General features: G+C 58.7%; 30 protein-coding genes and 1 pseudogene. 20 read left to right on the top strand and 11 right to left on the bottom strand.

Going from position 1 to position 23,310, the window contains the following annotated elements:
• The first annotated feature begins 31 nt into the window (after positions 1–31).
• Positions 32–973, top strand: a complete 942-nt coding sequence (locus AC5ZG5_RS42170) for an alpha/beta hydrolase family protein (protein ID WP_456646592.1) — start codon at positions 32–34, stop codon at positions 971–973.
• Between the two features lie 445 nt (positions 974–1,418).
• Here the strand turns inward: AC5ZG5_RS42170 and AC5ZG5_RS42165 are convergent, their stop codons facing one another.
• Complete coding sequence (locus AC5ZG5_RS42165) at positions 1,419–1,592, bottom strand: hypothetical protein (RefSeq protein WP_165435055.1); 174 nt, start codon at positions 1,590–1,592, stop codon at positions 1,419–1,421.
• A gap of 335 nt (positions 1,593–1,927) precedes the next feature.
• Here AC5ZG5_RS42165 and AC5ZG5_RS42160 point away from each other — a divergent pair, with 335 nt between their 5' ends.
• Positions 1,928–2,473, top strand: coding sequence for a CAP domain-containing protein (locus tag AC5ZG5_RS42160; RefSeq protein WP_456646597.1), 546 nt, complete (start codon positions 1,928–1,930; stop codon positions 2,471–2,473).
• A 144-nt stretch (positions 2,474–2,617) separates the two neighbouring features.
• On the opposite strand, the pseudogene AC5ZG5_RS42155 reads toward AC5ZG5_RS42160, so the two are convergent.
• Both AC5ZG5_RS42155 and AC5ZG5_RS42150 read right to left on the bottom strand, forming a co-directional pair.
• Positions 2,618–2,795 (bottom strand): annotated as a pseudogene (locus AC5ZG5_RS42155) (EamA/RhaT family transporter); the annotation flags it as partial.
• Between the two features lie 144 nt (positions 2,796–2,939).
• Entirely contained in the window at positions 2,940–3,827 is an 888-nt protein-coding gene (locus AC5ZG5_RS42150) for a LysR family transcriptional regulator (RefSeq protein WP_456646591.1), read from the bottom strand.
• A 99-nt stretch (positions 3,828–3,926) separates the two neighbouring features.
• Between AC5ZG5_RS42150 and AC5ZG5_RS42145 the strand changes: the two genes are divergently transcribed.
• The 8 genes from AC5ZG5_RS42145 (at position 3,927) to AC5ZG5_RS42110 (ending at position 9,548) form a co-directional block, all read left to right on the top strand.
• Complete coding sequence (locus AC5ZG5_RS42145; RefSeq protein WP_456646590.1) at positions 3,927–4,649, top strand: SDR family oxidoreductase; 723 nt, start codon at positions 3,927–3,929, stop codon at positions 4,647–4,649.
• An 88-nt stretch (positions 4,650–4,737) separates the two neighbouring features.
• On the top strand, positions 4,738–5,268 hold the full coding sequence (locus AC5ZG5_RS42140; RefSeq protein WP_456646589.1) for a nuclear transport factor 2 family protein: 531 nt from the start codon (positions 4,738–4,740) through the stop codon (positions 5,266–5,268).
• Positions 5,269–5,360: 92 nt separating this feature from the next.
• Positions 5,361–5,687, top strand: coding sequence for an Atu4866 domain-containing protein (locus tag AC5ZG5_RS42135; RefSeq protein WP_456646588.1), 327 nt, complete (start codon positions 5,361–5,363; stop codon positions 5,685–5,687).
• 456 nt (positions 5,688–6,143) lie between these two features.
• Positions 6,144–6,392 carry a hypothetical protein gene (locus AC5ZG5_RS42130; RefSeq protein ID WP_456646587.1) on the top strand — a complete coding sequence of 83 codons (249 nt, stop codon included), beginning with the start codon at positions 6,144–6,146 and terminating at the stop codon, positions 6,390–6,392.
• Positions 6,389–6,667 (top strand): hypothetical protein, encoded by a 279-nt coding sequence (locus tag AC5ZG5_RS42125; RefSeq protein WP_456646586.1) that lies wholly within the window; start codon positions 6,389–6,391, stop codon positions 6,665–6,667. Before AC5ZG5_RS42130 ends, AC5ZG5_RS42125 begins: the two co-directional genes overlap by 4 nt.
• Before the next feature lie 255 nt (positions 6,668–6,922).
• Positions 6,923–7,132, top strand: a complete 210-nt coding sequence (locus AC5ZG5_RS42120) for a helix-turn-helix transcriptional regulator (RefSeq protein WP_456646585.1) — start codon at positions 6,923–6,925, stop codon at positions 7,130–7,132.
• A gap of 63 nt (positions 7,133–7,195) precedes the next feature.
• On the top strand, positions 7,196–7,414 hold the full coding sequence (locus tag AC5ZG5_RS42115) for a hypothetical protein (protein ID WP_456646584.1): 219 nt from the start codon (positions 7,196–7,198) through the stop codon (positions 7,412–7,414).
• On the top strand, positions 7,395–9,548 hold the full coding sequence (locus tag AC5ZG5_RS42110; protein WP_456646583.1) for an AAA family ATPase: 2,154 nt from the start codon (positions 7,395–7,397) through the stop codon (positions 9,546–9,548). The genes AC5ZG5_RS42115 and AC5ZG5_RS42110 overlap by 20 nt, the downstream gene beginning before the upstream one ends.
• 384 nt (positions 9,549–9,932) lie before the next feature.
• Here AC5ZG5_RS42110 and AC5ZG5_RS42105 read toward each other — a convergent pair whose 3' ends face one another.
• A complete protein-coding gene (locus tag AC5ZG5_RS42105) occupies positions 9,933–10,136 on the bottom strand; it encodes a hypothetical protein (protein WP_456646582.1) in 204 nt (67 codons plus the stop codon).
• 347 nt (positions 10,137–10,483) lie between these two features.
• Here AC5ZG5_RS42105 and AC5ZG5_RS42100 point away from each other — a divergent pair, with 347 nt between their 5' ends.
• The 8 genes from AC5ZG5_RS42100 (at position 10,484) to AC5ZG5_RS42065 (ending at position 18,559) form a co-directional block, all read left to right on the top strand.
• Positions 10,484–11,425, top strand: coding sequence for a hypothetical protein (locus AC5ZG5_RS42100; RefSeq protein WP_456646581.1), 942 nt, complete (start codon positions 10,484–10,486; stop codon positions 11,423–11,425).
• A 700-nt stretch (positions 11,426–12,125) separates the two neighbouring features.
• Positions 12,126–12,461, top strand: coding sequence for a P27 family phage terminase small subunit (locus tag AC5ZG5_RS42095; protein ID WP_456646580.1), 336 nt, complete (start codon positions 12,126–12,128; stop codon positions 12,459–12,461).
• 605 nt (positions 12,462–13,066) lie between these two features.
• Positions 13,067–14,626, top strand: coding sequence for a hypothetical protein (locus tag AC5ZG5_RS42090; protein WP_456646579.1), 1,560 nt, complete (start codon positions 13,067–13,069; stop codon positions 14,624–14,626).
• A 44-nt stretch (positions 14,627–14,670) separates the two neighbouring features.
• On the top strand, positions 14,671–15,438 hold the full coding sequence (locus AC5ZG5_RS42085) for a hypothetical protein (RefSeq protein ID WP_456646578.1): 768 nt from the start codon (positions 14,671–14,673) through the stop codon (positions 15,436–15,438).
• A gap of 41 nt (positions 15,439–15,479) precedes the next feature.
• Positions 15,480–15,905, top strand: coding sequence for a ubiquitin family protein (locus AC5ZG5_RS42080; protein WP_456646577.1), 426 nt, complete (start codon positions 15,480–15,482; stop codon positions 15,903–15,905).
• A 1-nt stretch (position 15,906) separates the two neighbouring features.
• Entirely contained in the window at positions 15,907–16,548 is a 642-nt protein-coding gene (locus AC5ZG5_RS42075) for a hypothetical protein (protein WP_456646576.1), read from the top strand.
• Between the two features lie 304 nt (positions 16,549–16,852).
• A complete protein-coding gene (locus AC5ZG5_RS42070; protein WP_456646575.1) occupies positions 16,853–17,017 on the top strand; it encodes a hypothetical protein in 165 nt (54 codons plus the stop codon).
• Complete coding sequence (locus AC5ZG5_RS42065) at positions 17,018–18,559, top strand: hypothetical protein (RefSeq protein WP_456646574.1); 1,542 nt, start codon at positions 17,018–17,020, stop codon at positions 18,557–18,559. It begins immediately after the preceding gene.
• A 275-nt stretch (positions 18,560–18,834) separates the two neighbouring features.
• Here the strand turns inward: AC5ZG5_RS42065 and AC5ZG5_RS42060 are convergent, their stop codons facing one another.
• Positions 18,835–19,200 carry a hypothetical protein gene (locus tag AC5ZG5_RS42060; protein WP_456646573.1) on the bottom strand — a complete coding sequence of 122 codons (366 nt, stop codon included), beginning with the start codon at positions 19,198–19,200 and terminating at the stop codon, positions 18,835–18,837.
• Between the two features lie 190 nt (positions 19,201–19,390).
• Between AC5ZG5_RS42060 and AC5ZG5_RS42055 the strand changes: the two genes are divergently transcribed.
• Positions 19,391–19,984, top strand: coding sequence for a hypothetical protein (locus AC5ZG5_RS42055; RefSeq protein WP_456646572.1), 594 nt, complete (start codon positions 19,391–19,393; stop codon positions 19,982–19,984).
• Positions 19,985–20,082: 98 nt separating this feature from the next.
• Here AC5ZG5_RS42055 and AC5ZG5_RS42050 read toward each other — a convergent pair whose 3' ends face one another.
• The 4 genes from AC5ZG5_RS42050 to AC5ZG5_RS42035 all read right to left on the bottom strand — a co-directional run bounded on the left by AC5ZG5_RS42050 (position 20,083) and on the right by AC5ZG5_RS42035 (position 21,963).
• Positions 20,083–20,550, bottom strand: coding sequence for a DUF4231 domain-containing protein (locus AC5ZG5_RS42050; protein ID WP_456646571.1), 468 nt, complete (start codon positions 20,548–20,550; stop codon positions 20,083–20,085).
• Entirely contained in the window at positions 20,547–20,945 is a 399-nt protein-coding gene (locus AC5ZG5_RS42045; protein WP_456646570.1) for a TIR domain-containing protein, read from the bottom strand. Before AC5ZG5_RS42045 ends, AC5ZG5_RS42050 begins: the two co-directional genes overlap by 4 nt.
• A gap of 67 nt (positions 20,946–21,012) precedes the next feature.
• Positions 21,013–21,297, bottom strand: a complete 285-nt coding sequence (locus tag AC5ZG5_RS42040; RefSeq protein WP_456646569.1) for a pyocin activator PrtN family protein — start codon at positions 21,295–21,297, stop codon at positions 21,013–21,015.
• Between the two features lie 141 nt (positions 21,298–21,438).
• The gene (locus AC5ZG5_RS42035) at positions 21,439–21,963 is read right to left on the bottom strand and encodes a hypothetical protein (protein ID WP_456646568.1); all 525 of its coding nucleotides are present in this window, start codon (positions 21,961–21,963) and stop codon (positions 21,439–21,441) included.
• Between the two features lie 195 nt (positions 21,964–22,158).
• Here AC5ZG5_RS42035 and AC5ZG5_RS42030 point away from each other — a divergent pair, with 195 nt between their 5' ends.
• Entirely contained in the window at positions 22,159–22,383 is a 225-nt protein-coding gene (locus AC5ZG5_RS42030; RefSeq protein ID WP_456646567.1) for a hypothetical protein, read from the top strand.
• A gap of 22 nt (positions 22,384–22,405) precedes the next feature.
• Here AC5ZG5_RS42030 and AC5ZG5_RS42025 read toward each other — a convergent pair whose 3' ends face one another.
• Together AC5ZG5_RS42025 and AC5ZG5_RS42020 are read right to left on the bottom strand one after the other, a co-directional pair.
• Entirely contained in the window at positions 22,406–22,759 is a 354-nt protein-coding gene (locus tag AC5ZG5_RS42025; RefSeq protein ID WP_456646566.1) for a hypothetical protein, read from the bottom strand.
• A gap of 29 nt (positions 22,760–22,788) precedes the next feature.
• Positions 22,789–23,229, bottom strand: coding sequence for a hypothetical protein (locus AC5ZG5_RS42020; RefSeq protein ID WP_456646565.1), 441 nt, complete (start codon positions 23,227–23,229; stop codon positions 22,789–22,791).
• Positions 23,230–23,310 lie beyond the last annotated feature (81 nt).

Below are 23,310 nucleotides of genomic sequence, written 5' to 3'. Positions count from 1 at the left end.
ACAACGCAGTCCATCTCTTACCGTCGCGCGCATGACCAAGGTGGCGCTGCGTATATCGATGGAGGATGGGACACCCGTCACGATTCCCTGCCGGGACGGCGTGACCATCGGCGGCCATTTGTGGCTCGCGCCAGCCGGCCGCTCCGCCGGCAGCATCATCGTCAATGCGGCAACGGGGGTGGCTGCGCGCTATTACCACCGCTATGCATGCTTCCTGGCGAACCACGGCTTCGATGTCCTCACCTATGACTATCGCGGCATCGGCGGTTCGCGGCCGTCTCGCCTCAGAGGCTGTGGCTATCGCTGGCGCGATTGGGGCGAACTCGATTTCGAGGCGGCGCTTTGCTTCATGCACGAACGTCGGCCGCAGGCTCGCCTCATCGTGGTCGGCCACAGCGTCGGCGGTTTTCTGGCGGGGCTCGCCGCAAGCGCTGGCTTGATTGAGCGGATGCTGACGGTCGGCGCGCAATATGCCTGGTGGGGCGACTATGCGCCGCGCCGGCGCGCTGGCCTGTTCCTCAAATGGCACATTGCTATGCCCGTCATGACGGCGCTCTGCGGCTATTTTCCCGGCCGCAGGCTCGGCTGGCTGGAGGATTTGCCCGCCGGCGTCGCCAATGAATGGAGTTTCCGCGGGCGACGCTTCGAGCGCAGCCATCCACGCGGCGAGAGACAGGCCGTGCTCTCACGGATGGCGGCGGTGACGGGGCCGATCCTTGCGATTGCCGTGTCGGATGACGAACTCGGCACCGTGCCCGCAATCCGTCGCACGCTTGGCTACTACACCGGTGCGCCGCGCACGGCGGTGCTGCTCGAGCCGTCCGACTACGGTCGCAAGGCGATCGGCCATTTCAATCTCTTCCACGACAGTCACGCGGCCGGCTTCTGGACCGACACACTCCCGTGGCTCAGGGATGGCCGCAATCCCTGGCCAGGGCACGTGCTTGCATCTGTCGGTCCTGGCGGGCCGTAGTTGAGAGGTGGAGCGCTTCGCCAAGCATGCTTTCGGCGGTGTTTAACATGTCTCAGAAAGGTACGCCGCCGGGCTTGAAATACACTGTCCCGGCGGCGCCCTGTCTCATACTGGGCCCCTGAAATCCCCAGTACCCATTGAAATGCAACGTGTATGCCACAAGGGTATGACGCCAAAGAAAACTTATTTCGTCTCGGCGCGGGAATAGGCGGGGCCGTCCGGTGTGTCGCTAATCGTCAGCGGCCCTCTGCAACTTTTGCTCAGTTGGAGCGTAGCTCTGGCATGAGGGAAGATTTGATCCGGTTTCGTCAGCTAGCTCAGGAATGCAGGGACCGGGCGGCGGAGGCTCGCAGTCCGGTGGACGAAGATGCCTGGCTGACGCTCGCAGCCGATTAGCTGGCGCTTGCGAAGGCCAGTGAGGCTCCAGAGGCTGGCGATGACGCGGCTACAGGCCGCGCTGCATCCGGTTGACGGCGATCAGGAGCTCGGGCCGCTCCAACACTTCCACCAATCGATCAAGGAAGACCCGCTCGTTATTGCGCGGTCGCGGCTGCAAGTATTCTTCAAGTATGCCCTGGGCATCACGAACGGCCTGAAGAGCTAACTGCTCGTCCGTCATTCTAGTCGCCTCCCTGCAGTGGTGAACGCAACCCCAACACAATTGAGCAAAATACGGTTCCATTTTGCTTAATCAGTGTTTGCACGGAAATCTTGCCGCAAGCTGGACGAAAGCAATGTTCAGCATTCTTTCCCGATAATGCATTGATATTTTTCATTTTTTGTTTTGAGGGAAGGGGCCTTCGCGAGCGCCTTGCTGGCGCCCGTGTTCGCGCGTATCGACATCGCGTTCCCAAGATCAAGTTGGGGGAAAGCGCAGTCCGAAATAATAAAATCAATGACTTACGGGTTCGTCCGGTCTCTTTATCGCTCCGGAAGACTGATTTGGGAACATCGATGAAATCCCTCCTTACACTCTGCCTTTGGTTTGCCGCTTGCTGTTACCCAGCGCTTGCTCGGGCCGAATCTCCCGCCGCCATGATCTCCGGCTATCGCGTACAGCACGGGGAGGGGCGCGTGGTGCTCGATGCGACGCTCACGCGCATTGCGCACGAGCAAGCCGCGGCGATGGCGGCAAAGGACAAGCTCGACCACGACGTCCTCGGCCCCTTCAACTCGCGCGTCCACCCAGCGGGCGCGGGCCGGGCGGCAGAAAACATCGCCTACGGCTATGACAGCTTTCCAAAGACTCTCGACCAATGGATCAATTCGTCGGGTCACCGGCGAAATCTGCTGTTGCACAACGCCTCGCGCGTTGGCGTCGCCAGCGTCAAGAGTTCGGCGACCGGGCGGACCTATTGGGCGATGGTGATTGCCGGCGACTATGAGCGTCCGAAGGTGGCGAAGAATTCGCCGAAGAGCTCAAAGCAGGCGACGGTTGCCAAGCCGAAATCTCGCGCTGTGGAGGCCTGTCGTCTGAAAATTCTCAGCATCTGCCTCTGATGCAGGGCTTTTCCTGACGGAGGCGCGAGTTTGGCACAGGCCAGAGGGCCGACCCAACTGGATGAAAGATGGGTGTGAGCGCTACTGACGCGGTCGGCTCGAACTCATCCACTTTCTTCCTAGCAGAGTGCTGATCGCCGAGCGCAGGCTCCGCCAGCGGAGGATAGCCGCAAGGATCGTCCCAGCGATCAACGTCTGCGCCGCGATCAGCGTGACCGGCGGGATGGTTTCCACCCCGATCTTGATGAAGCTGTAGAATGCCCCCAAAAGCGTCGGCCAATAGCACCGTCAGCTTCGGCGCCATGTTTGTCTTGCCGGTCATCATCCCTTTTCCGCGACGATTCCGATGCGGCGGTGCTAGCTGCTTCGGAACAGGGGATGCTTCGGCCACGGCCGAACTGTCTAGGCTGACGGCATGTCCTCCACCTGCTGCTAGCTCTGATCGGCAGCCTTGTTACAGCCGGGGCTATCGCCACTGCCGCACATGCTCGATCAAAGCGCGCATTTTGGGCGCCATGTTGCGACGCTGAGGAAAGTAGAGAAAAAAGCCGGGAAACGGCGGCAGGAATTCTTCCAGGAGCGGGACGAGTTCGCCGGTCTTCACGAATGGATGGAAGGTTTCCTCCGGTGCAAAGGTGATACCCGCCCCGCAGAGGGCCGCACGAAGCATCAAGCGCAGATCGTTCGTGGTGATCTGGGGTTCGACCGCCAGGTCGAAGGGAATGCCGTTCTCTTCAAACTCCCAGCGGTAGGGCGCGACGTTCGGCGCCGGGCGCCAGCCGATGCAGCGATGATGGATCAGTTCGCGTGGATGCGCCGGCGCGCCGTGGGCCGCGAGATAGGAGGGAGCTGCCACGACTGCTTCGCGCTGATCGCCTGTCAGGGGAACCGTGATCATGTCTTGCTCGATCACTTCACCCAGTCTGACGCCCGCATCGTAGCCGGCCGCGACGATATCGAATTCTTCGTCCGTGACCGTGACATCGATCGTGACGCCAGGATGAGCCGCGGCGAAGGAGGCGATGAGGGGGCCTGAAAGGAACCGCTCGGCAATCGAGGTGACGGCGATGCGCAGCAGCCCGCGCGGCGCATTCTCTGCGGCCACGTAGTCAAGCGCCGTGGCGATATCCGAGATAGGTTGGGACAGTGCCTCGCGCAGACGCTCACCCGCTTCCGTCAGGCGCACCGAACGGGTCGTGCGCGTGACGAGGCTCGTGCCAAAGGCATCCTCAAGCCGCCGCACTGCCTGGCTGACAGCCGAGCGGGTCACGCCAAGGCGATCGGCGGCAGCGCGGAAGTTGTGTTCTTCCGCGACGGCGAGGAAGAGCGGCAGGAGGTTGAGGTCAACCTTCATTGTCCAGCATTGCTAACCATCCAGTCAAACACTGGACGGATACCAGCAACAGCGGCGAACGTCCATCTTGGGCTCCGAATGCAAAGCAAGGGGCACGAGATGGACAAGGTTATTCTGATCACCGGCGCCTCCAGCGGGATCGGCGAGGGCATCGCCAGAGAGCTCGGCGGGGCCGGCGCAAAGGTGCTGCTGGGCGCCCGCCGGCTGAACCGCATCGAAGCCATCGCCGATAACATCACGGGAGCCGGCGGAATCGCCCAAGCCCGGCTGCTCGACGTGACCGACCGCCATTCCATGGCTGGCTTCGCTCAGGCGGCGATGGACGAGTGGGGGCGCATCGACGTTCTCATCAACAATGCCGGCGTGATGCCGCTCTCGCCGCTTGCCGCCGGCAAGCTCGACGAATGGGAGCGCATGGTCGATGTCAACATCAAGGGCGTGCTCTGGGGCATCGGCGCTGTCTTGCCGATCATGGAGGCGCAGGGCAGCGGCCAGATCATCAATATCGGCTCCATCGGCGCGCTCTCGGTCGTGCCGACGGCCGCCGTTTATTGCGCAACGAAGTTCGCGGTTCGCGCGATCTCGGACGGCTTGCGTCAGGAGAGTACGAACATCCGCGTCACCTGCGTCAACCCCGGCGTCGTGGAGAGTGAACTCGCCTCGACCATCACTCATGCGGAGACCGTGGCTGTGATGGAACGCTATCGGGCGATCGCGCTTCAGCCCGCCGACATCGCGCGCGCTGTCCGGCAACTGATCGAGGCTCCGCCGAGCGTGGACACAACCGAAATTACCATCCGACCGACCGCATCGAGCAACTGATGCCGGACGATCCGATCCGCGATCGGGGTCGATCCCGTGCTGATGACCCCGTTCGCGGCCTTTATCCCCTTAACGACAGGAAAGAGCCATGACCTTTGCCGCTTCGATCGACCGACTTGCGGGCCGCACCCGCACGCTCCTGATCCTCCTGACCTTGATAGCGACCACGGGCGTGGCCCAGGCCAATTCCCCCACGCCGGATGCCAACGTCGAGGCGCGGAATGAAGCCGCCGTCCGTAGGGCTTTCGAGGGATGGACTGCGGGCGGCAACGTCTTTGCTGACCTCCTGGCCCCCGACGTGACATGGACAATCCATGGCTCCGGCCCAGTTGCCGGCACCTATCGCGGCCTCAAGGATTTCGTCGATCGCGCCTCGGCTCCCCTTGTGAGCCGTCTCGCGACTCCGCTCCGGCCTGTCGTGCACCACATCTGGGCAAAAGGGGACAGGGTCATCGTCCGCTTCGACGCTTCGGCCACCACGACCTCGGGAGCGCCGTACCGCAATCGGTTCGTGTGGATCTTCAACATGAAGGACGGGTCTGTCGTCGAGGCCGAAGCCTTTCTCGATCTCGTCGCCTATCAGCAGGTCGTCGACAACAACGAGCCGCGCCGGCAATAGGCGGCCATAACGAACCTCGCCGGGGCCAGTCGCTTCGTGTCCCCGGACACGGAGCGGCCGGCCGCGGTCCCAACTCAACACACACATATGAAATGAGGAGCTCGGCCATGCAGCGCGTCTTTGCAGCCATGATCGTGGCAACGCTCCTGATCCCACCTGCGCGGGCCGAGGAAACAGAATTGAAAGCCAATCATCGCTATGTCGGCCTCTGGGTTACGCAGGACGGCAACATCAGTCACGAACTTCTGCCGAACAGCCGCTACGTTGAAGCGAGAGGCACGCGCGAGCGTGCCTACGAGGGCCGTTACGAAGTGACCGGCACGCATATCGAATATTGGGATGATACCGGCTTCACCGCTGATGGCGACTTCATCGACGATGTTCTGCATCACGCCGGGATGATCCTCTATCGCCGGTAGCGCAGGGGGCGTCTTCCGAAATAAACCGACCTGCGCGGCACCGGCATCCGCATCAATGTCCTATCGCCGGGACCGACGCGGACCGAACGAGGTGCAGCCCGACCGCTCGTCATGGTTGCAGGTGAACGGCGGGATGGACTCGAAGCGGTCGTTCCGTGCTGAAGTCTGTGGCCTCGATCTGAATATGTCGGGCTATAGCGTAGAATCGACGGCTCGCTATGCCATGTGGCGGGCGTCCGGTAATCGGCGACTATATCGCGCTATTGAGGGCGATCGGCGGCCAATGGCGGAAGGGGTGTCCGCCGATACTAATTGATATGATTGGATAATTTCGGCTCTGTGTGATCGACCCACGGTATAACCCACGGTCGGTCAGTTTGTGAATTGCGGGTAGACTCCGGTAACGACCAAGAATCGGCTATGACAGCCGCCACACAACCCTAGGATTTATGTTCGATGACCGATCAACCGTCACCGCCCGTCGTGATGAATTCGTTCACGTTCGACCCGACTAATAAGTACGCCAACCTCAGCTTTTACAAGCAAATTAACACTCCGGGGCCTGGCATTCCCTTCAACGTGACGATGGTTGTTCCTATCGACGTTAACGAAACAGAAACGATTGCCAATGTCCGAAAGCATGCCGCAAAGGCAGCCATTAAATGGCTTCAAGAGATCATCAACGTCTTGGAGCAGCAGGGATGAGTCAGGGCCAACTTGACGCAAGGTTGGCCACTGTGGAGAGCCGTGTTGCGAGCCTTGAGACACTCAGTACCGTCGCCAATCCAAAGCTCGATCGGGTCGAGGACAAGTTCTTCACTCTGACCGAACGCGTCGCAAAACTTGAAGAAAGAGTAAGCCATCTTCCCAGCAAGGATTTTATTGTGAAAGCGGTGATCACAACCATCACCATTGTCACTGGGGTAATTGGCTTCCTTCCTAAAATTCAGCAGCTTTTCAGCGCCGTGCCAAAGCCATAGCAGGTGTCCGTCAGACGGGCCGGACATCCTCATAAATCGACTAGCTTGAAAGCGGTATCCAGATCCGATTGCGACACCTCGCCGGCCTTGGCTGCCGCGTCCCCAATCGATCCCAAAATAAAGTTTGGCATTGTGAGGGAATCGGCCGCTTGACAAAAACCGGTATGCTATATTGCGCCTCTACGAGCGATTCGGTCCTAGCTCTGTAGCTTTCAAACTGAAGGGCCGGCAGGCAAGTCAAGGTGGAAACCAGACATGCTGCTGTTGAAGTTGGCTGACGTTGCGAAGGCTACCGGCCTCGGTAGATCGACAATTTATCGGAAGATATCAGAGAACGCTTTTCCCAAACCGCTCCAGCTTTCTCCCGGCTGCGTGCGATGGGACGCAGATCATCTTCAGGCTTGGCGGGATGCGCTGCCAATCGCCGGTAACGACAACCCAAAGAGCGGCACCACAGCCGCCTAAAGCACGACTGGCCCTCTAGCCAGGTGCACCGCTCCGAAGGAGCAACCCCTTAGGGGGAATTCCATGAAACTCTTATCACTCTGGCCGCCCATTCCGGGCGCGCCCGATGTTGTGCGCGCGTCAATCGAAGTTGCTGACGGTGTCCGACTCCACAAAATCAAAGTTGCCGGCGGCTGCGTGCTGGCGCGCAACGCGACGTTTTCGCCGGAAGCGGCGAAACAGATTGTAGATTTGGTTCTCTCGGGAAAAGGCGCTCGCCGTAATGACCGTACTCGCGACTAATTCCGATCCTCTCGCCACCATTACCCATTTGCGCCGCGGCTTGGCTACGCTTGGCTATAACTGCATTCCCTGCGCAGGAAAGAGACCTATCGAAGATGATTGGCCTGACAAAAACTGGTCGGCCGAGCAAATGGAGGGGCTAGCCCGCAGATATCCGCACGCGACGAATACGGGCATTTTGACCGGCGAACTCGTTGGCCTGGATATCGATACGCTGGATCCCGAAACGTCCGAGGCCATTCTTGAAATGGTTGCAAATGTTCCCGGCATCGATCGCTTGCCTTATCGCGTGGGCAAACATCCGAAGCGCCTCTATATCTGCCGAACTAACGAGCCTCGGCGAAAGCAGTCGACTGGCGCGTACCTCATCAATGGTCAGAAGTGCCAAATCGAAGTGCTCGGCATAGGGCAACAATTCGTTGCATACGGCACGCACCCGGAAACGATGCGGCCATATGAGTGGTTCAACGGTTCGCCGGCAGAAACGCCGCTTGCGGATCTGCCAGAAATTAACTGGCCCGATATCGAGACGTTGCTAGCCCGCGCCGAGGCTTATCTTGCGGAACGCGGGACACTCATTAAGCACGGCAGCAAATCTCCGGCGAATGATAACAGCGAGCGCGGCGCGTTCGTTGAGTCCGACCACCCGTGGTCATTGCTCAATCAGCGCGCGCTGAGCAACCTCGACGCATGGGTGCCGGAACTAGGTTTGGAGGACTTAAAGCCATACCGCGACGGTTATCATTCTGTAGCCAGCTTTAGGCCGACCAATAGCGCCACAGCAACGAAACGGGGGCGTGCGCTGAATATCCAACCCGAAGGAATCTGCGACTACGCGGACGGCAATAAGGGTTACACACCGATAGACTTGGTTGCTGTCTGCCTGAGCCTACAGGCTCATGAGGCCGTCGACTGGCTGAAGGACCGTGTTGGCGAGCCAGACGACGGCACGCCAGCCATTCCGATTGATGGGCTGCTGAAGAAAAAAGAGGCTGCGACGGATGGCGGTGTTGATGAGGAGGTCGCCGACGACGCCTTCCCAGGCATCATGTCATCGGGCGAGTTCGTGCGTGGTTTTGTGCCTCCTGACTATTTGATAGACGGCATTATCCAGTCTGGATTTCTTTATTCGATTACGGGGCAGACCGGCGCAGGCAAGACGGCCGTAGCCCTGCTGATGACATCTTGTATCGCACGAGGTGAGCCGCTATCCGGGCAGGGGGTTAAGCGCGGGCGCGTTCTGTATTTCGCAGGCGAAAACCCGGATGACGTACGAATGCGGTGGATTGGATTGTGCCACGAGTTAGGTCTGAATCCAGACGACGTTGACGTCCATTTTATTGAGGGTGTGTTTTCGATTTCGGAGTTCGCCGAACGCATTGAGCAAGACGTCACAGCCCTTGGCGGTGTTGATGCGATATTCGTGGATACCACCGCGGCATATTTCCCAGGCACTGACGAGAACAGCAATGTAGAGATGGGAGCTTATGCGCGGCTGCTTCGCTCGTTGACGCGCATGGAATGTAGGCCCGCTGTCATCGCGGCGAGCCACCCCATTAAGAATGCAAGTGAAGGTAACCTTCTCCCGCGCGGTGGCGGTGCATTTCTGAATGAGGTGGACGGTAACCTCGCTCTCGCAAAGAAGGGGGAGCGCACATCTGAACTTCACTGGCAAGGCAAGTTCCGTGGCCCCGAATTTGCTCGTATCACGTTCGACCTTCCAGAGGTCCGGGTGCCGACACTGGTCGATAGTCGCGGCAGACAGATTCCAACCGTCATGGCGAGAACTGTCAGTGACGGCGAATTGGCTGCGCGAGCCGCATTAGCAACGAAGGAGGACCGCGAAATGTTGGTTACTATTCGTGCCAACGGTAAACGCAGCTTGACCGAACTTGGCGAAGAGCTTGGTTATGGGGACGGCGCCAAACGGAAGGCTCAGACCGTGACCGACCGCCTCAAGAGAGCCGGGTTCATTCTATTCGAGCTCGACGAGTGGAAGCTGACCAAAAAAGGTGAGACGGCAGCGACCGAAGCGGCCGGTGCACTACATGCCGCGCGTACGGCACAACAAAACGCGGCGAACGTCGTTTCGACAGGACGGCGCAAGCGTACCGCGAGCGTACATTACCACTGATGCAACGGTACGGATTAGTAAAAAATAGTAGCTAAAACAACGGCTTATGTGCGTACGTCATGCATGTACGCACAAGCAAAAAACCAAACTTTATGACGGGGTGTGTGTTTTACACACCCCGTCATTGGGAGAAATCATATCGTACCGTACCGCCTCTTTCTCTAGGGGGTGCTCGGTACGGTACGGCTAGCGACCACCGTCACTCGTCACCCATCTGCAACACTCCAGAAATGCCCGCGCACCACCTTTACCGGCGTGCTGCAGTTGGCCTAGCTCTTGATCTATGGGGCCACCTCGAAGTCTCCCGCCTTCACCTAATGACCGGCGTCCCTAGGGAAATTCTTCGGCGGGCAAAATGGCAGACAAAACATGGTCCGGGCTGCCTCACACGCGGCGGGCCGCAACTCCAGCGCCCGGATTACGGGCCAAGATATTTCTGGCACGTGTGTTCGCTCTCGCTAGATCCAGCGTTCGTTCGCGCAGCCGCTGGCGCATCTGTTCGTATTCGCGGCGGACTCGCTGAAGTTCCAGCCGCAATAGACGCGATTCGAGGATGGCTGTATTCGCGCGCTCGGAAAGCATGTCCATCGAGGTTTCATACCGGATGAAAACGGCTTCCGCATTTAACTATGACAGTGCGGTTTAGTTCGGACGCGCACCGCCCTTTACCGGGCGCAACGACGCGACCTATCTTATGAAGCAATCGAGCTTCCGGATTTTTGGGCGCATGACGCGCGGGTGAGGGGTGGATACGGATCCTGGCGTGCGATGCGTCATAGCGTCACGAGGGGAGGGGCCGCTCGACACTCTAGCGCCGCTCCATCCTCACACCGCCGTCCACCTCACGTAGAATCTTTTTTGATTGTTTTTGATTATCGGCCCCGCGCCGACAGCACCAGAGGCCGCGCAGACGGCCAGACACAGCAGGAGGGCAGATGCCCAAAGCACACCAGGATTACCGTGAGACGCTAGCAGCCTGGCAGCCAACGCCAGCCAACGACAACCGGCCCATCCGTGCGGACAGGTTCACGAGCTTGGCCGAACGGAGAGCCTTCGTTCAGCGTCCCCAGCCGGAGCCAGTTTCGGTTCTGAACTCGCCGACGCTTGAGCGGCTTAGCCGCGCATCGCCCGATGCCGTGCCGTTGTGGAAGTTCTGGCGGGATATGCAATGCGCACCCGCTGCGGACGTCTACGCGGAACCGGAGATCATCGTCGATGAGGATGAGGAGTCGGCGAATACTGGCTTTTCGGAGAGCGGAGAGCGGGACCTTGAGGTGAGGCCGACCGTCCAAGAGATCGAACGGGCCATAGAGGGGGCAGGGCGCGTTTCGGTGATCTGCACCGTGCGCGATGGCAAGCGCGTCGACGTTCGTCAGGTGTGCCGGCCGCTTGTCTTCGGCAACACCACAAAAATAGGCGACCTGGAGTTTCGCCACGGCCGGTTGGTTCGCTGGGGCAGGACGAATCGCGGTAGACCGCTGGAGCCTGTGGAGCGCTTGGGCGCCGCCAAGGGCAGCCGCCAGAAACCGCCCGCGCGCAATCTGCGCCGACTGGTACGCACCTCCGCGCCGTTTGCCCGGAATGCGGGGTTCCTCGCCGGCATCACTCATTCAACCGGCAGATCAGGAGCGCCATTGGAGTGCTTCGCGGAGGCTGAGCAATCGCGGAAGGCGGAAGATCAATCGTTGCGGGCTGCGCTTGGTGCCCACGCCGAAATACTCGATATGGCCATCACTGACGCAATAGCGCGCGAGATCGGTGAGAGCTGCGGCTATCGCGGAAAGCACGCCGAGCGACGGGGCATTTTCTTAATCAATGAAGCCTTCGCGGCGCTGCGTGCGCTAGTAGGTGAAAATATTTTGCAGAAGGCAGCATAACGAGTCCCTAAACCTGGGCGTCAATCCGTATTTCTCTAGATGTCGGCGAAAGCAGACATCTATCCCTCGGCGCGGGGCCTCTTCCCCAAACCTAGTGAAATTCCCGCGCTAGACTAGCCCGGATGCCCGGCAGCACGCTCGCGGGGTGCTTCCGCACATCGCCCATTCCTATAAACCAAGGACCTTCATGACGCTTTCCGAACTTCAGCATCAAGTCGAGGTTAGCAAGTGGTGCCCGCAGGGCTCCTACTATCGAACCGGAAGAGTGGTTCGTTACGGCGCGGCGAAGTGAGTGCGAAAAATCGACGATCGGCTGAGGCCATCGCGTATCGTAGATTGTATTCGACAGCGCGGTGGAAGCGGCTGCGCGCACAGGTCCTGTCTGAGCGGCCACTTTGCGAGTGGTGCCTAGAACGCGAAGTGGTTGAGCCGGCAGCTGATGTGCATCATGCAGAAGCGCATCGTGGAGACCTAACGAAATTCTGGTCTGGGCCGCTCGTCGCAACATGCCGACCGTGTCACGCTAGTCGCGGGCAACGTGAAGATCTGGGACAGACCGTCGTGACCTTCGCGGCCGACGGATGGCCAGTCTAGCCCCGGGGGTGGTGAGAAAGTCGAGACCCCTCGGCCTTAGCTACCGGCGGCCCCCAACAGCAAGCGCGAGCGCTGCCCCAGAGTTTAAAATATTTTGGAGACCCGAATGGCCTCACCAAAGCCACCCGATCACCTGTCGCGCGTAGCCAAAGCATGGTGGCGGAAAGTCCATGATGACTACGATCTCGACCAACATCACGACCATCTACTGAGGCTTGCCTGCGAGAGCCTGGATCAATCCGAGCAGGCGCGAGCCGCCATTTCGGAGCACGGGGCCGTAGTTCTGGACCGCTTCGGCTGCCAAAAACCTAGCCCATGGGTCGATATCCAGCACAAAGCTCAGAACAGATTCCGCATCCTATGCCGCGAACTTGGGCTTGATGTGCAGCCCGGCGACGGGCCGCGCATGCCGCGAGATGCAACTTACGGAGCGCGACGCTAGTGCCGGTTCGGAAGCGGAGAGATAGGCGTAAGCAGGCGGCTGGCACGCTCGACGATTGGGAATGGGCGCTCGAAATGGGATGGCCGTGCACAGGGGAACTAGACGGCATCTGCGAACTCGACGAGCACGGTCATCCTGACCGGGAGGCGGCGCGCAGCGCGTGGAAACTCTACGGGACGCAAATCTTGGCCAGATGGCGAGCCGAGCACCCGAATGGTTCGCGGTACGCCTGCTGGGGACTCGAACAATTCGGGGAACCGTGATGCCCGCGAGATTGAAACGGGACAAGCGGCGCCGTCGTTTCGACATAACACTTGAAGCCGTCCAGCTATTTCGGCAGGGCCAGGCAGCGCGCGATCCGTACGAACTGAGGTGCATCAAGATACGGCTTGCAGCCGCACTCGGCAGGAGCAAGTTCGCCGCTTGCCCGCTGGATCCCAAGCCACGTTCGCTAATCGGCTGTGATCCAGAGCCGGGCGAGGTTGCGCTCGATCTTAGGGCGCAACTGCTGAAGGAGATCGGCGAAGTAGCCGCACGGCTGCCGAGCGTGAAAGCACCACGCGCCGCTCGCGCTTTTTGATGACTCCCCAATAATCGGAAAATAGATGTCAAATGATCTTGTTGTCCAGCTTGGTGCAAAGCTGGACCAATTCCAAAGCGACATGAACAAGGCTGGTGATATCGCTGACGATGCGGTGTCGCGCATTGAGCAGTCGTTTGCAAGCCTCAATCCTACGGCAGGCGGCTTTGCGTCACTGGGCGTGGCAGCGGCTGGAGTCACCGGCCTTGTTGGTGGTCTGCTGACTGCGATCACCAAGGTCAATAGCGAGCTTGCCGATCTGCAGAAGAACGCAGAGTTCACCGGATTAACTGCCGAGCGATTCCAACAGATACAGTTTGCGGCGGGGCAGGGCGGTGTCTCATCTAAGGAGTCGGCCGAGGACTTGCGGAAGGTCGCGAGCCTTCTTGCCGATGCCAAAGAAAACGAAAACTCGCTGACGCGCCTGCTTGATGCGAATAACATCAAGTATAAAGACCGCAATGGCCATGTTATCAGTCTTAATCAGCTTTTGACGATTGCCGGCGGCCTGATCAATAAATTCGATTCTATCCCAGAAAAGTCCAAAGCAGCACAGATGCTTGGGCTCTCTGAAGGGTGGGTTGAGGCGCTACGCAACGGTAGCAAGGCATTTGAAGAGATTGCTCGCGGTGCCGAGGCCGCGGGGGTAATTATCGACGGAGCCACCGTCGCCAAGGCCGCTGCATTCGATAGGGCATGGAATCAATCAACAGCAACGCTCGCCGCACAGTTCAAGGCGGTGTCTGCGGATATTGCTGGATATCTTGACGGTTTGATTGATAAGGCGAAAGACCTTCTCGCCAAGGTTCTTGAGTCGCAAAATATACAATCTGGCAGCGGGCAGGATAAATTCAATGCGTGGGCTGATTCCATCAGCGTCGCGATAAAAGAAGCGCTTGGCCTTAAACAAAACATCGAGCAGCTCGGCAGCGTTATCGACCGGATGAGCGAGAAGGGCGAAGACCCGGCAATCATTCGCGGCCTTGAATTGACGCGCGCCAAGGCTGAGCTTGCTGCAAAAATGCTACAGGCAGTCGCCGAGCAGCAGTCCAAGGCCGACTTCCCAAACGGAGTGCCAACGCCACGCGCTCGGCCTGCCGCTGCCAACAACCCAAGCCCTGATGCCGCACACCTTCCCAAGCGCAAGGACGGCGAGGAGGCCGCAGACGCGTATGATCGCGCCAGGGAAACCTTAACCAAATACGTCGCAACGACGAATGCACTTGCGAAGGCGCAGGGCGAGGGCGCGGCGGCAACCGAGCAAGCCAAGGCGCAGGCTCAGCTTCTTGCAGCGGCTCAGCAGGCCGGAATTCCCATTACGCAAAAGGTCATGGATCAAATCCAAGACCTCTCGCAAGACGCCGGCTTGGCGGCTGAAGCGCTGGAGAAGGCGAGGGTTGCCACCAACATTTCACGCGGCCAGCAGACATCGCTGCTTTCGCCAGAAGATGTGCAAATAGCCAATATACTTCAGAAAGTTTATCCGAGCGTCGACGACGCGCTGAAAGCGAACGACGCGGCACCGATGAAAACATCTGCCGCAATGAGACGATCAACGCAAGTGGCGGAGGGGCAACGACAGTGAGTGCCTGCAATATTTTGTTTCAGAAGAGACGTGGCGCCGTCCACATGATGGTCGATGGTGCAGGTTACGACATCGACGGAAGAATATTGTACGTTGGCCAAAAGGCATACGCCCTCCCGACGTTGCACGCGGCCGTCTCAACGCTAGGGCTTGGGCTTGCCGGGCTGCTCGTGCCGATCGAACTAGCAAACCGGTTTGTCAGCTTTGATGACATGATAGATGGCATTGAAGCTGCGGCCCCGGAGATCTACGAAAAAACGTTGATTTATGCGGCGCCGGTGAAGGACGCCACCGTAAACATTATCGGATGGTCGACCAGAGAGAACGGGCCAACGGCCTACGTGCTGAGAATGAACGAGGCGGCAAGAGACGAGGAAATCGCGACACGCGACGCCGCACATAGGCGCGAGTTCGGGCAAAATGCCTTCGTAGATTCGACCGCGTTCAAGCTGGAGCGTACCGACTTTTCGACGATAAACCCGCCGCCCTTTCGTCCGATGAGCGAGATCGGTTTTCCGAGCTTCGATTTGAGCGAGGATATTGGCGATCAGGCCGACGTCGAGCTTGATCTGCTGCACATTCTGGAAGCGCAGCGGCGACGAAAATTTGCGACGCGACCTGGCAGCGTTGAGGCGCACAAGATCGGCGGCCTTGCGCTCCTCACGTCCGTGACCGGGGCGGGCGTATTTCAGAAAGTCGTACACAGATGGGTGGATGACCGAATTGGCGGACTCATTGAGCCCGACCAGATCAATGATTGGACGGCATGGCGGAAGAAGGCTGCGAGGAAACTTCGTAAGGGCAATCCGTGACGGAAAAACCATCCCGCAGCGCTACCGCTACTCGCAGGCCCGTGCTGCACGTCGTCATGCCCGGCATCGAGGTCGCGCGCGTTGAGCCGCGCCCCCGTGAGACCGTGACGGCCTTCCTGCGCCGCTCCGGCTGGGCCACGCGCGAGCGCAAGTATGGCTGGCAGTTCCGCAAAGGCTTGCCGACCATCCTTGAGGTCAACGGCGAAGCGGTACTGCGCAAGGATTGGCGGCGCACCCGGATTGCCGCAAACGACAACGTGCGCTTCGTGTCGTACCCGCTTGGCGGTGGCGGCAACACCGGCAAGCAGGTGCTTGGTCTTGTCGCGTTGGTCGCGGTGTCGGCGTTCGCGTTCTGGGCAGGCCCCGCCTTAGCAGGCGCGATCGGCCTTCCAGGTTGGGCTGGGGGAGTATTAACCGCTGGCGTCGGTCTCGGCGGCGATTTGAATATCGATGTTTTGGAGAAATAAGTTGTCTGCGATCAACGTCCTGATTCAATCAAGCTCGGTGCATGTCTACACAGACGCCGCGATATATCAAACTGACGGCACGTTGGCTGGTATCGGCCCTAAGGTTCGGCCACTGCCGCACACCAATGCCGCAATGGCGATGCGCGGTGCGTATTTGGGATTTGCGCCAATCGCCGAGGAACTGTCTTTCGCGCGCTCATTCGATGCTTTGAAGCGGGCGATAGTACCCACGCTTCAAGCCTGTGCGGAGCATTACGGGCACTTATTGAACCAGTGCGCGGCCGGCCCGGATTTCGAGATCGTTGTCGCTGGCGTGTCTGAAACTGCGGGGCCGAACGCGTATATCGTCTCGTCACACGATCGGTATAGCGAGCCGTGGACCATTCTCGACCTGGAGGGGTTGTCAGTCACGCCCGCTAACGAAGCGGTCCATCGCATCATTGGCGAGATCGCGAATGGTCGCGCGGCCGATGACTTAGATCCGATAGTTGACGGCTTGGCCGTACTAGAAGCACAGCGGGCAGGCGACGCGGGCGCTTTTGTCGGCGGCTTTGCGCAGCTCACAACCGTGACCGTCGATAGCGTCACCTCGCGGATCCTTCGACGATGGCCTGATGAGATTGGCGAGAAAATAGCTGCCTAAGTGGGATCGGCAGCTACTGTGTGCTCAGCGAGACCCCAAGGGTATGAGCTTTCACAGTAGTCGCGGCGGGCGTTCGCTTCAGCGCCTTCGCAATTTTCCTAACACCAGCCTTTTGCTTCGCGAGTGACTTAAGGGTCTTCACATCGTCTTTCGTCCACTCGCGGCGAACAGTCTTCTTATTCTTAGCCAAATCCAGAGTCCTTCAAAATTGTTTAGACCGCTGTTTAGCACACCGCGCTGAGTGCGCAACCCCGCAGGAATCGCTGCGACCACGCGTAGCGATGATCAATCAACCAGGAATCCAATGACAGAAACCACCAAAGATGTGCGCGATGGCGCACGTGCGCAGACGATTTCATTCCGCGAGGCGAAAGCGCGGCTTGAGGCCGTGATCGCCGAAGCGAAGGAAGACGCGGACAAGCGCAAAATTCATTTCGGAACTTTTGAGACGTCGGAAGGAAATATCTAAGTGACTGCGCTTTCAAGCTATCAAACCGGCACCGTTTCGGTCGCAAACGGCGACACCGTGATTGTCGGCAGCGGCACCATCTGGTCTGCGGCCAATGCGCGCGCAGGCGATCGTATTATCATTGATGGACTGCCGGACATCGCAATTAGGGACGTCACCGACGTGACGCACCTTGAATTGTGGGCGCCGTGGAGCGGTGGCGACAAGGTCGGCGTCTCTTACACAATCATCCAGTCATCACCTCAGCGCTTTGCCGGTGGCACCGCAATGCAGTCGGTCAATGAAATGGTCGCCGCCCTCAATACGAGAGGCGTGCCCGTCATCGTACCGCCGGCGGAAACGGGACCGGATCCGTCGCTCGGGGAGGAGGACCAGTACGCAATCCAGCCCGGCGCCTATAAGTTCTGGCTGAAGACCGGCGGCACCTGGGTATTTCAGGGGGCGTACAAAGGGTTCCGCGTCACTGGTCCATGGAGCGCGGCGACCGCCTATGAGATTGGCGACGTCGTTTCGTTGGCAGGATCGTCCTATGTGGCGCTCGCGCCGAGTACGAACCAGACACCGCCGAACCCGACCGATTGGCAGGTGCTAGCGGCGGCCGGCACTGCTGCAACGGTTTCGGTTGGCACCACGACTACGGGAGCGCCAGGCACCAACGCCAACGTCACCAATTCTGGCACGTCCAACGCTGCGGTCTTTGACTTCACCATTCCGTCCGGCAAAGGCTACGGCGGCTCATCCAGCACTTCGCTCGCGATCGGCGCGGGCTCCAAGACGTTCAACGGCGTCGGCACGGGCCTAGCGTACCAGGTTGGCAATTACGTTCGCGCCAGTTCGGCGGCGAACGGCGCGAACTTCATGGAGGGGTTCGTCACCGCGTACGGCGGCGGGAATCTCACGCTTAACGTTACGCGAGTCGGCGGGTCTGGCACGTTCGCTGATTGGAATCTGTCGCTTTCTGGTGCGCCTGGTAGCGGCGATCTGCTGTCGACGAATAATCTGTCGGACGTGGCGAACGCAGCAACCGCTGCTGGAAATCTCGCTGCTGTTCGCTTTGCTGCTCAAACCTTGACAGCACCGCAGCAATCGCAAGCGCGATCTAACATTGGGATGGCTGATGGGCAGTTGCCGGCGACCGCGACCAACGACAGCGCTGCGGCGGGGAAGATTGGAGAGTGCTTGGCGTCGTCGGCAGGCTCTGTCGGGTTCAGCAATGGCGCCACTATCAATATTGCCTCTATTACGCTGACGCCCGGTGATTGGGATGTTTCGGCGATCGGCGTTCTTACGGGTTCCCCTCTGTCGGTGCAGATCGTCGAAGCGTCTATTTCGACTACCTCTGCAACGCTCGACTCGACGCCGGGAAGGCTAAGCGCATTCGTCGGACCGTTTGTCCAGTATTACAACGTTACCTGCCCAATTCCGCCGTATCGCTTCTCGGTTTCGGCTAACACCACCATCTATCTCGTGATGCAAATCACCTACAACACCGGTGCTGGCGGATCACTTGCTGGGCGCATTCAAGCGCGCCGGATGAGGTAGGCTACGGAGCGTCGAGCCACTTCGCTCTGTGGTGGCGCCGCGGTGCGCTCTTAGCTGCCGGCTTGGTACTTGATAGCCGCGAACGCGCCGATCACGACGAAGGTGGTTACGGAAAGTGAAAATAGGAGTCGCATGATCGAGGCTTTCGGCGCGTCGGCGCAGGTCCATCAAAGGCCCTTATTTGATGCGGTAGCTCGTGGACGATAGATGACAGTTGCATAGTTTGGCGATTGCGCGCCTAAAATCATGACCTGTAGTTGGTCGCCGGCTCCGCGTCAGCTTCCCATGGTTGAAAGTTGCGTGTTGCTCTGGGAGGTGGGTTCGCCGTACTTGCTCTTTAGCTCAGCCAGCAATCGGTACGCTTTCGAAGCCTCGTCAAGACGCAGCTCCACATATTCCAGGCGGTTCGAACTGTTGCCGAAAAACGCGAACGCCGTGAAGGAAAACTCTCCGGACCGGTACTTGGCATAGGTGAGGGCGGTTTCAGTATCGGTTCTTTGCTTGCTGCATGTCGCGTCGCATTTCTTCATCTCGCCGCGCGACGCCGCGATGACCTGATCCGGAGTCATTCCCCATTTTGTATATTGCCAATTCGCGTTGGCTGGCCCGGCTAAAATTCCAGTCAGCAGAATTGCCAGCAAAGTTCGCCCCACGTCATCCCCCCATTTTTGCCTACCAGCATCCAACCGCAAGCGGAGATCGAACGCAAGATGATCTGCGCCTATCGGAATACCGCGCCGAAGCGCCCCCAATGGGGATAGATTAAACCAAGGACAGTCGCAGAATCAGATCGTAAAGTCCCGGCTTTGTCGGCACTGTGGAGAGGTCCCCATGAACGACGAGCAAAAAGGCAAAATCGCGCTGGCCGACTTCTTCATAGGATACTCCGAAATGGACAGGGCAGTCGGTGATGCGATCAAGTCAATGCTTAAGGTCAAGGCCGCCGACGATGATTTGGTGGTTGCCGCTGTTGGAGATTTCGTGAGGCGCTGCAGAATTGTTTTGGCCGGACTCAAATCCGCTAGGACATTCGGAGGGACGAAGGCTGGAAATCTACCTCCGCTGAATGCGAAGGCTAGGCAGGATGGAGAGAAGGCCATCAAAAACGCGCTCGACATGAACGATTTCCGCGTGAAATTAGCGCATGGTTATCTGGTGCAGAACGAGGATGGTTCGTTCAACGTGACGCACCTGAAGCTTGACCACCGTGTGGTTAGGAACAGTCCTGATCATATAGGCGTGGCCCGACTTCAGCAGAAAACGAAGCAAATGCTCAAGGTTACGGAGAGCGTCCGCGATCTTGCGCGTGAGCTGTCGCGTGTGGTTTTCGAATTAGAAGCGATCAACCTTGCGGTCGGATCTCCCCGAATAGCGATGTCTGCGACCCTCACTGTGAATGATGCCGGGGAGGCGGAAGAAAGGTGAGGGTAAGCGGCTTGCGCGGGCCAGGCCGGAGGAGGAGAGGTGAGAGTCAATCGCCACTTCAGCGCCCAGCGGTCGGAGATCTGATGTCGAAGTTCGGCTCACGCGGGAGAATGCTCTCTCTTGACCTTTTTGGGGTCGAACTCTTGTCGCGTGATCCACTTCGCGTGCTCGGTTGAAACTAGCGATTCGACTCGCTCCACGAGGGCTTTATGGGCTTGATCGTCAGCTAGACCGTCGTATGAGCCAGATCTGGCAAGATACGAGTACTTTTCATGTCGCAACGCTTCGCAGGTAGACCGGTAAGTGATCCAGTTGTGCTGCCATTGATTTAGCTGCTGCAGACCCTCCAAGACCACGGCGGCAGCGCCGATCATTGCGGTCACCCAACCTTCGGCTATCAGTGCGGAAATAGGTACAAATCCACTGAGTAAGAACTCGCAGCATTTCACCCGCTTGAACCACATCTGCGCAGTGGCCGACTTGCTGTCGTACCAGCGAATCTGCTGTTCGAGCCTTGGATATCCCGAGTTCGGCTCTTGCTCAGTGCTGCCGATGTTGTTGCTCATAGAGCATCAGCAATCAGGCGGGCCAAGCGGTTGTGATCCCAAAACCACCATTGAAGGTTTAGCCTTCGCGCTGGTTCAGGGAGCCGGAGGTTGGAAGGGCCGTTCGGGAGACCCATGCAGATGATCTCATTCCCCTTGTCGATGCTCTCCTCTAGCTCCCAGTCGACCCATTGGCTCGTATAGGTGAGCTCACTAACCATGCATAAGGTAATGCTGGTTCTGTTTATTTTTTCCCGGATTTTTCGCCGGATGTACTCGGCGTTTGTGCTGTCAATAGCGGTGCGAACCGACTCGTCATAAAATTCGATATCGAAGTCGGGATTAGCCGCCAGAAGCCTGAGTCCATTGATCTGTGGCTTGTCTTCGTGCCTGAAGCTGATGAATACGCGTTTCATGATTAGCCCCTTGTCCCCGCGCCGCATCCAACAACAACCGCAGGGCGAGAGCAAGGGGACATTCGTCTTATATCCCCCAAACCTGCTTAAGCTCCTTCTTCGCTTCCTCGCGCCGTGCGTCCAGGTAGTCTGCGAGGTCCTGCAAATGGATTCCCTTGGCTGATTTCTGGCTGTCTTCAATGCGCACCAGCGGCAGGCGAATTTCGCCCTCGTTGATTTTGCGGATGAACTTGCTGAGATCGAGGTGTGAGAAGTAGTCCCTGCGAACGTCGTCCAGCGGGATGATCGCGCGCGGCCCGTATTGCGCCATCAGCAAGAAAGCTGTGTTGAGCGTCGTATGGTCCTTCGACATCGCGTGCCTCCATCGTGGAGGAGGAATGCTCTGCCGCTGCGTGCGCGCGGGCAAGACTGACGGACTTGTTGTTAACAGGCTTGGATTCGACACTGCCGGTCGGTCCAAGCGTGGATTGGACGGACTGAGCGGAGGCGCCGCCTAAAAATCTTTTCCCTCTCGATCGGCAATTGCGAGCCATGCAGCTTCGCCTTCGGGGGTGATTTTGCAGGAAGACAATTGCTCTTCGAACATTTCGATATATCCCCGAGTGAGCAATTTGCCGATGGTACCAGGCCCGCAACCATACACGGAGGTCGGCGGCCCATGTCTCTTTGCGTAGTATCCGCTAAGGCCGCGCTTTTCGTTCAGACCAAGAGGTTTCTCACTTGGTGGGCGACCGAAGGCGTCGGATGATCTTGCATTCGCTCTGACATCGAGGGCGCTCTCAGGCTTCCCAATTAATGCTAGCCTCTCCTGCAGGCCGTCCATAACGTTCCGTTTTGGCTTGCCTTCGTAGTCACCAATTCCCGCGCGAGCGTCTAGCCATGCATCAATGGCCTTCAAGTCGTAGTGGCCGGTGACTGAGCACGCTGCGGGGAAGCCCGCGCGTTGAAGAGCGTGAAGCTTTTCCCTGAACTCAGTTTCGGTAAGGTGCAGCCGCCGCGCGGCCTTCTGTGCGGGCACGAGTCGAGGCTCGACAGCGAAGCGGATCTGGTTGGGTGTTGGAGGCATGGGATTGCTACGCCGTTGGTTGGATCTCCGGCCGATGGTAGTCGGCTACGTTCTTCACCCCGCCGAGCACCGCCGATTGCCGCCGTGTCCGCGGTGACCTGAAGCAGGATCTCCGATAGGCTATCGCCGGAAGCATGGAGTGCAGCTATGGCGAATGAACGGGATGATTTTCCGGGACATATAGCGCGGATCGAAATCGACGAGTCGGCGGCAATCGCCATTGAGCAAATCGAGGACGAAATCACCGTTGTAATTGCGAGCGTTATCGGCGTTCATTTCCAGGTGACGGCCGATCAGGCGCTAGAGCTGTCTCGGGCATTGGCTCTCGCAGCGGCCAATGCCGCGAAATTCAGCGCATCAGCCGACACGTAGTGGCGAGGGGGTGGGGCGAGCGTTACACGTTCCTGGAGGCCATATAGGCGGCCCAAAGTCGCGCCTTTTTGTTCTGGTACTTAACGTAGTCGGTGTACCCGTGGATGCCCTTTGAAGCGAGCAGCGCTTCTACTCGTTTCATCGCTTCCAAATGCCTCTCGCAGCGCTCAAATTGTTCAAGCGCGGGAGTACCGTCAACCTTCGAGAGCCATGCAAGGATAACTAGAGTTTCCTCGCACAACTCGACCGTATGCTTTGGATGCATCATATTTTCTGCCTGCTGTCTCTCCTTCGCTTTAATTTCCTCATCGGGGGTTGGCTGTTTTTCTTCAGGGTTGGGCCGCCACCGTGCTTTTGACTTTCTTGGGCTTCGCATGGGTTTTTCCTCCGGGTCATCAGCGGATATCACAGACGATCCATTATCAGTTTGTAGCTGCGGCCTAGTTCACCAGCGCTGCCTTTGTTCCATAGATGATAGTCGCCAGTGCCGAGATTCGTCCTGTTCGACCATTTCCCGTACCAACCCGCTTCTTCGCCAACGAATACGGGCGGCATGCCTTCATTGAACTGGTCCGCTGTAATATCCACGATGACAGCGTGTGCCGCCAACCAAGCGTGGCTTTCAAAGTTGCCGCCATGGAGGTTGTGGCCGCAGATATACTGAAATTCTCCTAGTTCCCGCTCAATCAGCGCCGTGCCTAGGAGAAGGCATGTATCGCCGCAAGCACCGAGAGGGAACTGGTGGAAGCCCACCGACAGGCTTGCTGGGTCAAGGCGGTCTAGAGCTGCTCGAAATCGAGCGGCGAAATCGCGGATGCCGTCGATATCAAGCGCCTGCACCGTCATAGCGCTGAAATGGACCCGCGGAGCGGGACCGCTTGAACCGGTTTGTTAGTTGGAAACTGACCGCTCCTGATCCCTTTCTAT

The organism is Bradyrhizobium sp. Ses1 (assembly GCF_059512365.1).
This window is presented reverse-complemented; position numbering and strand designations above follow the sequence as displayed.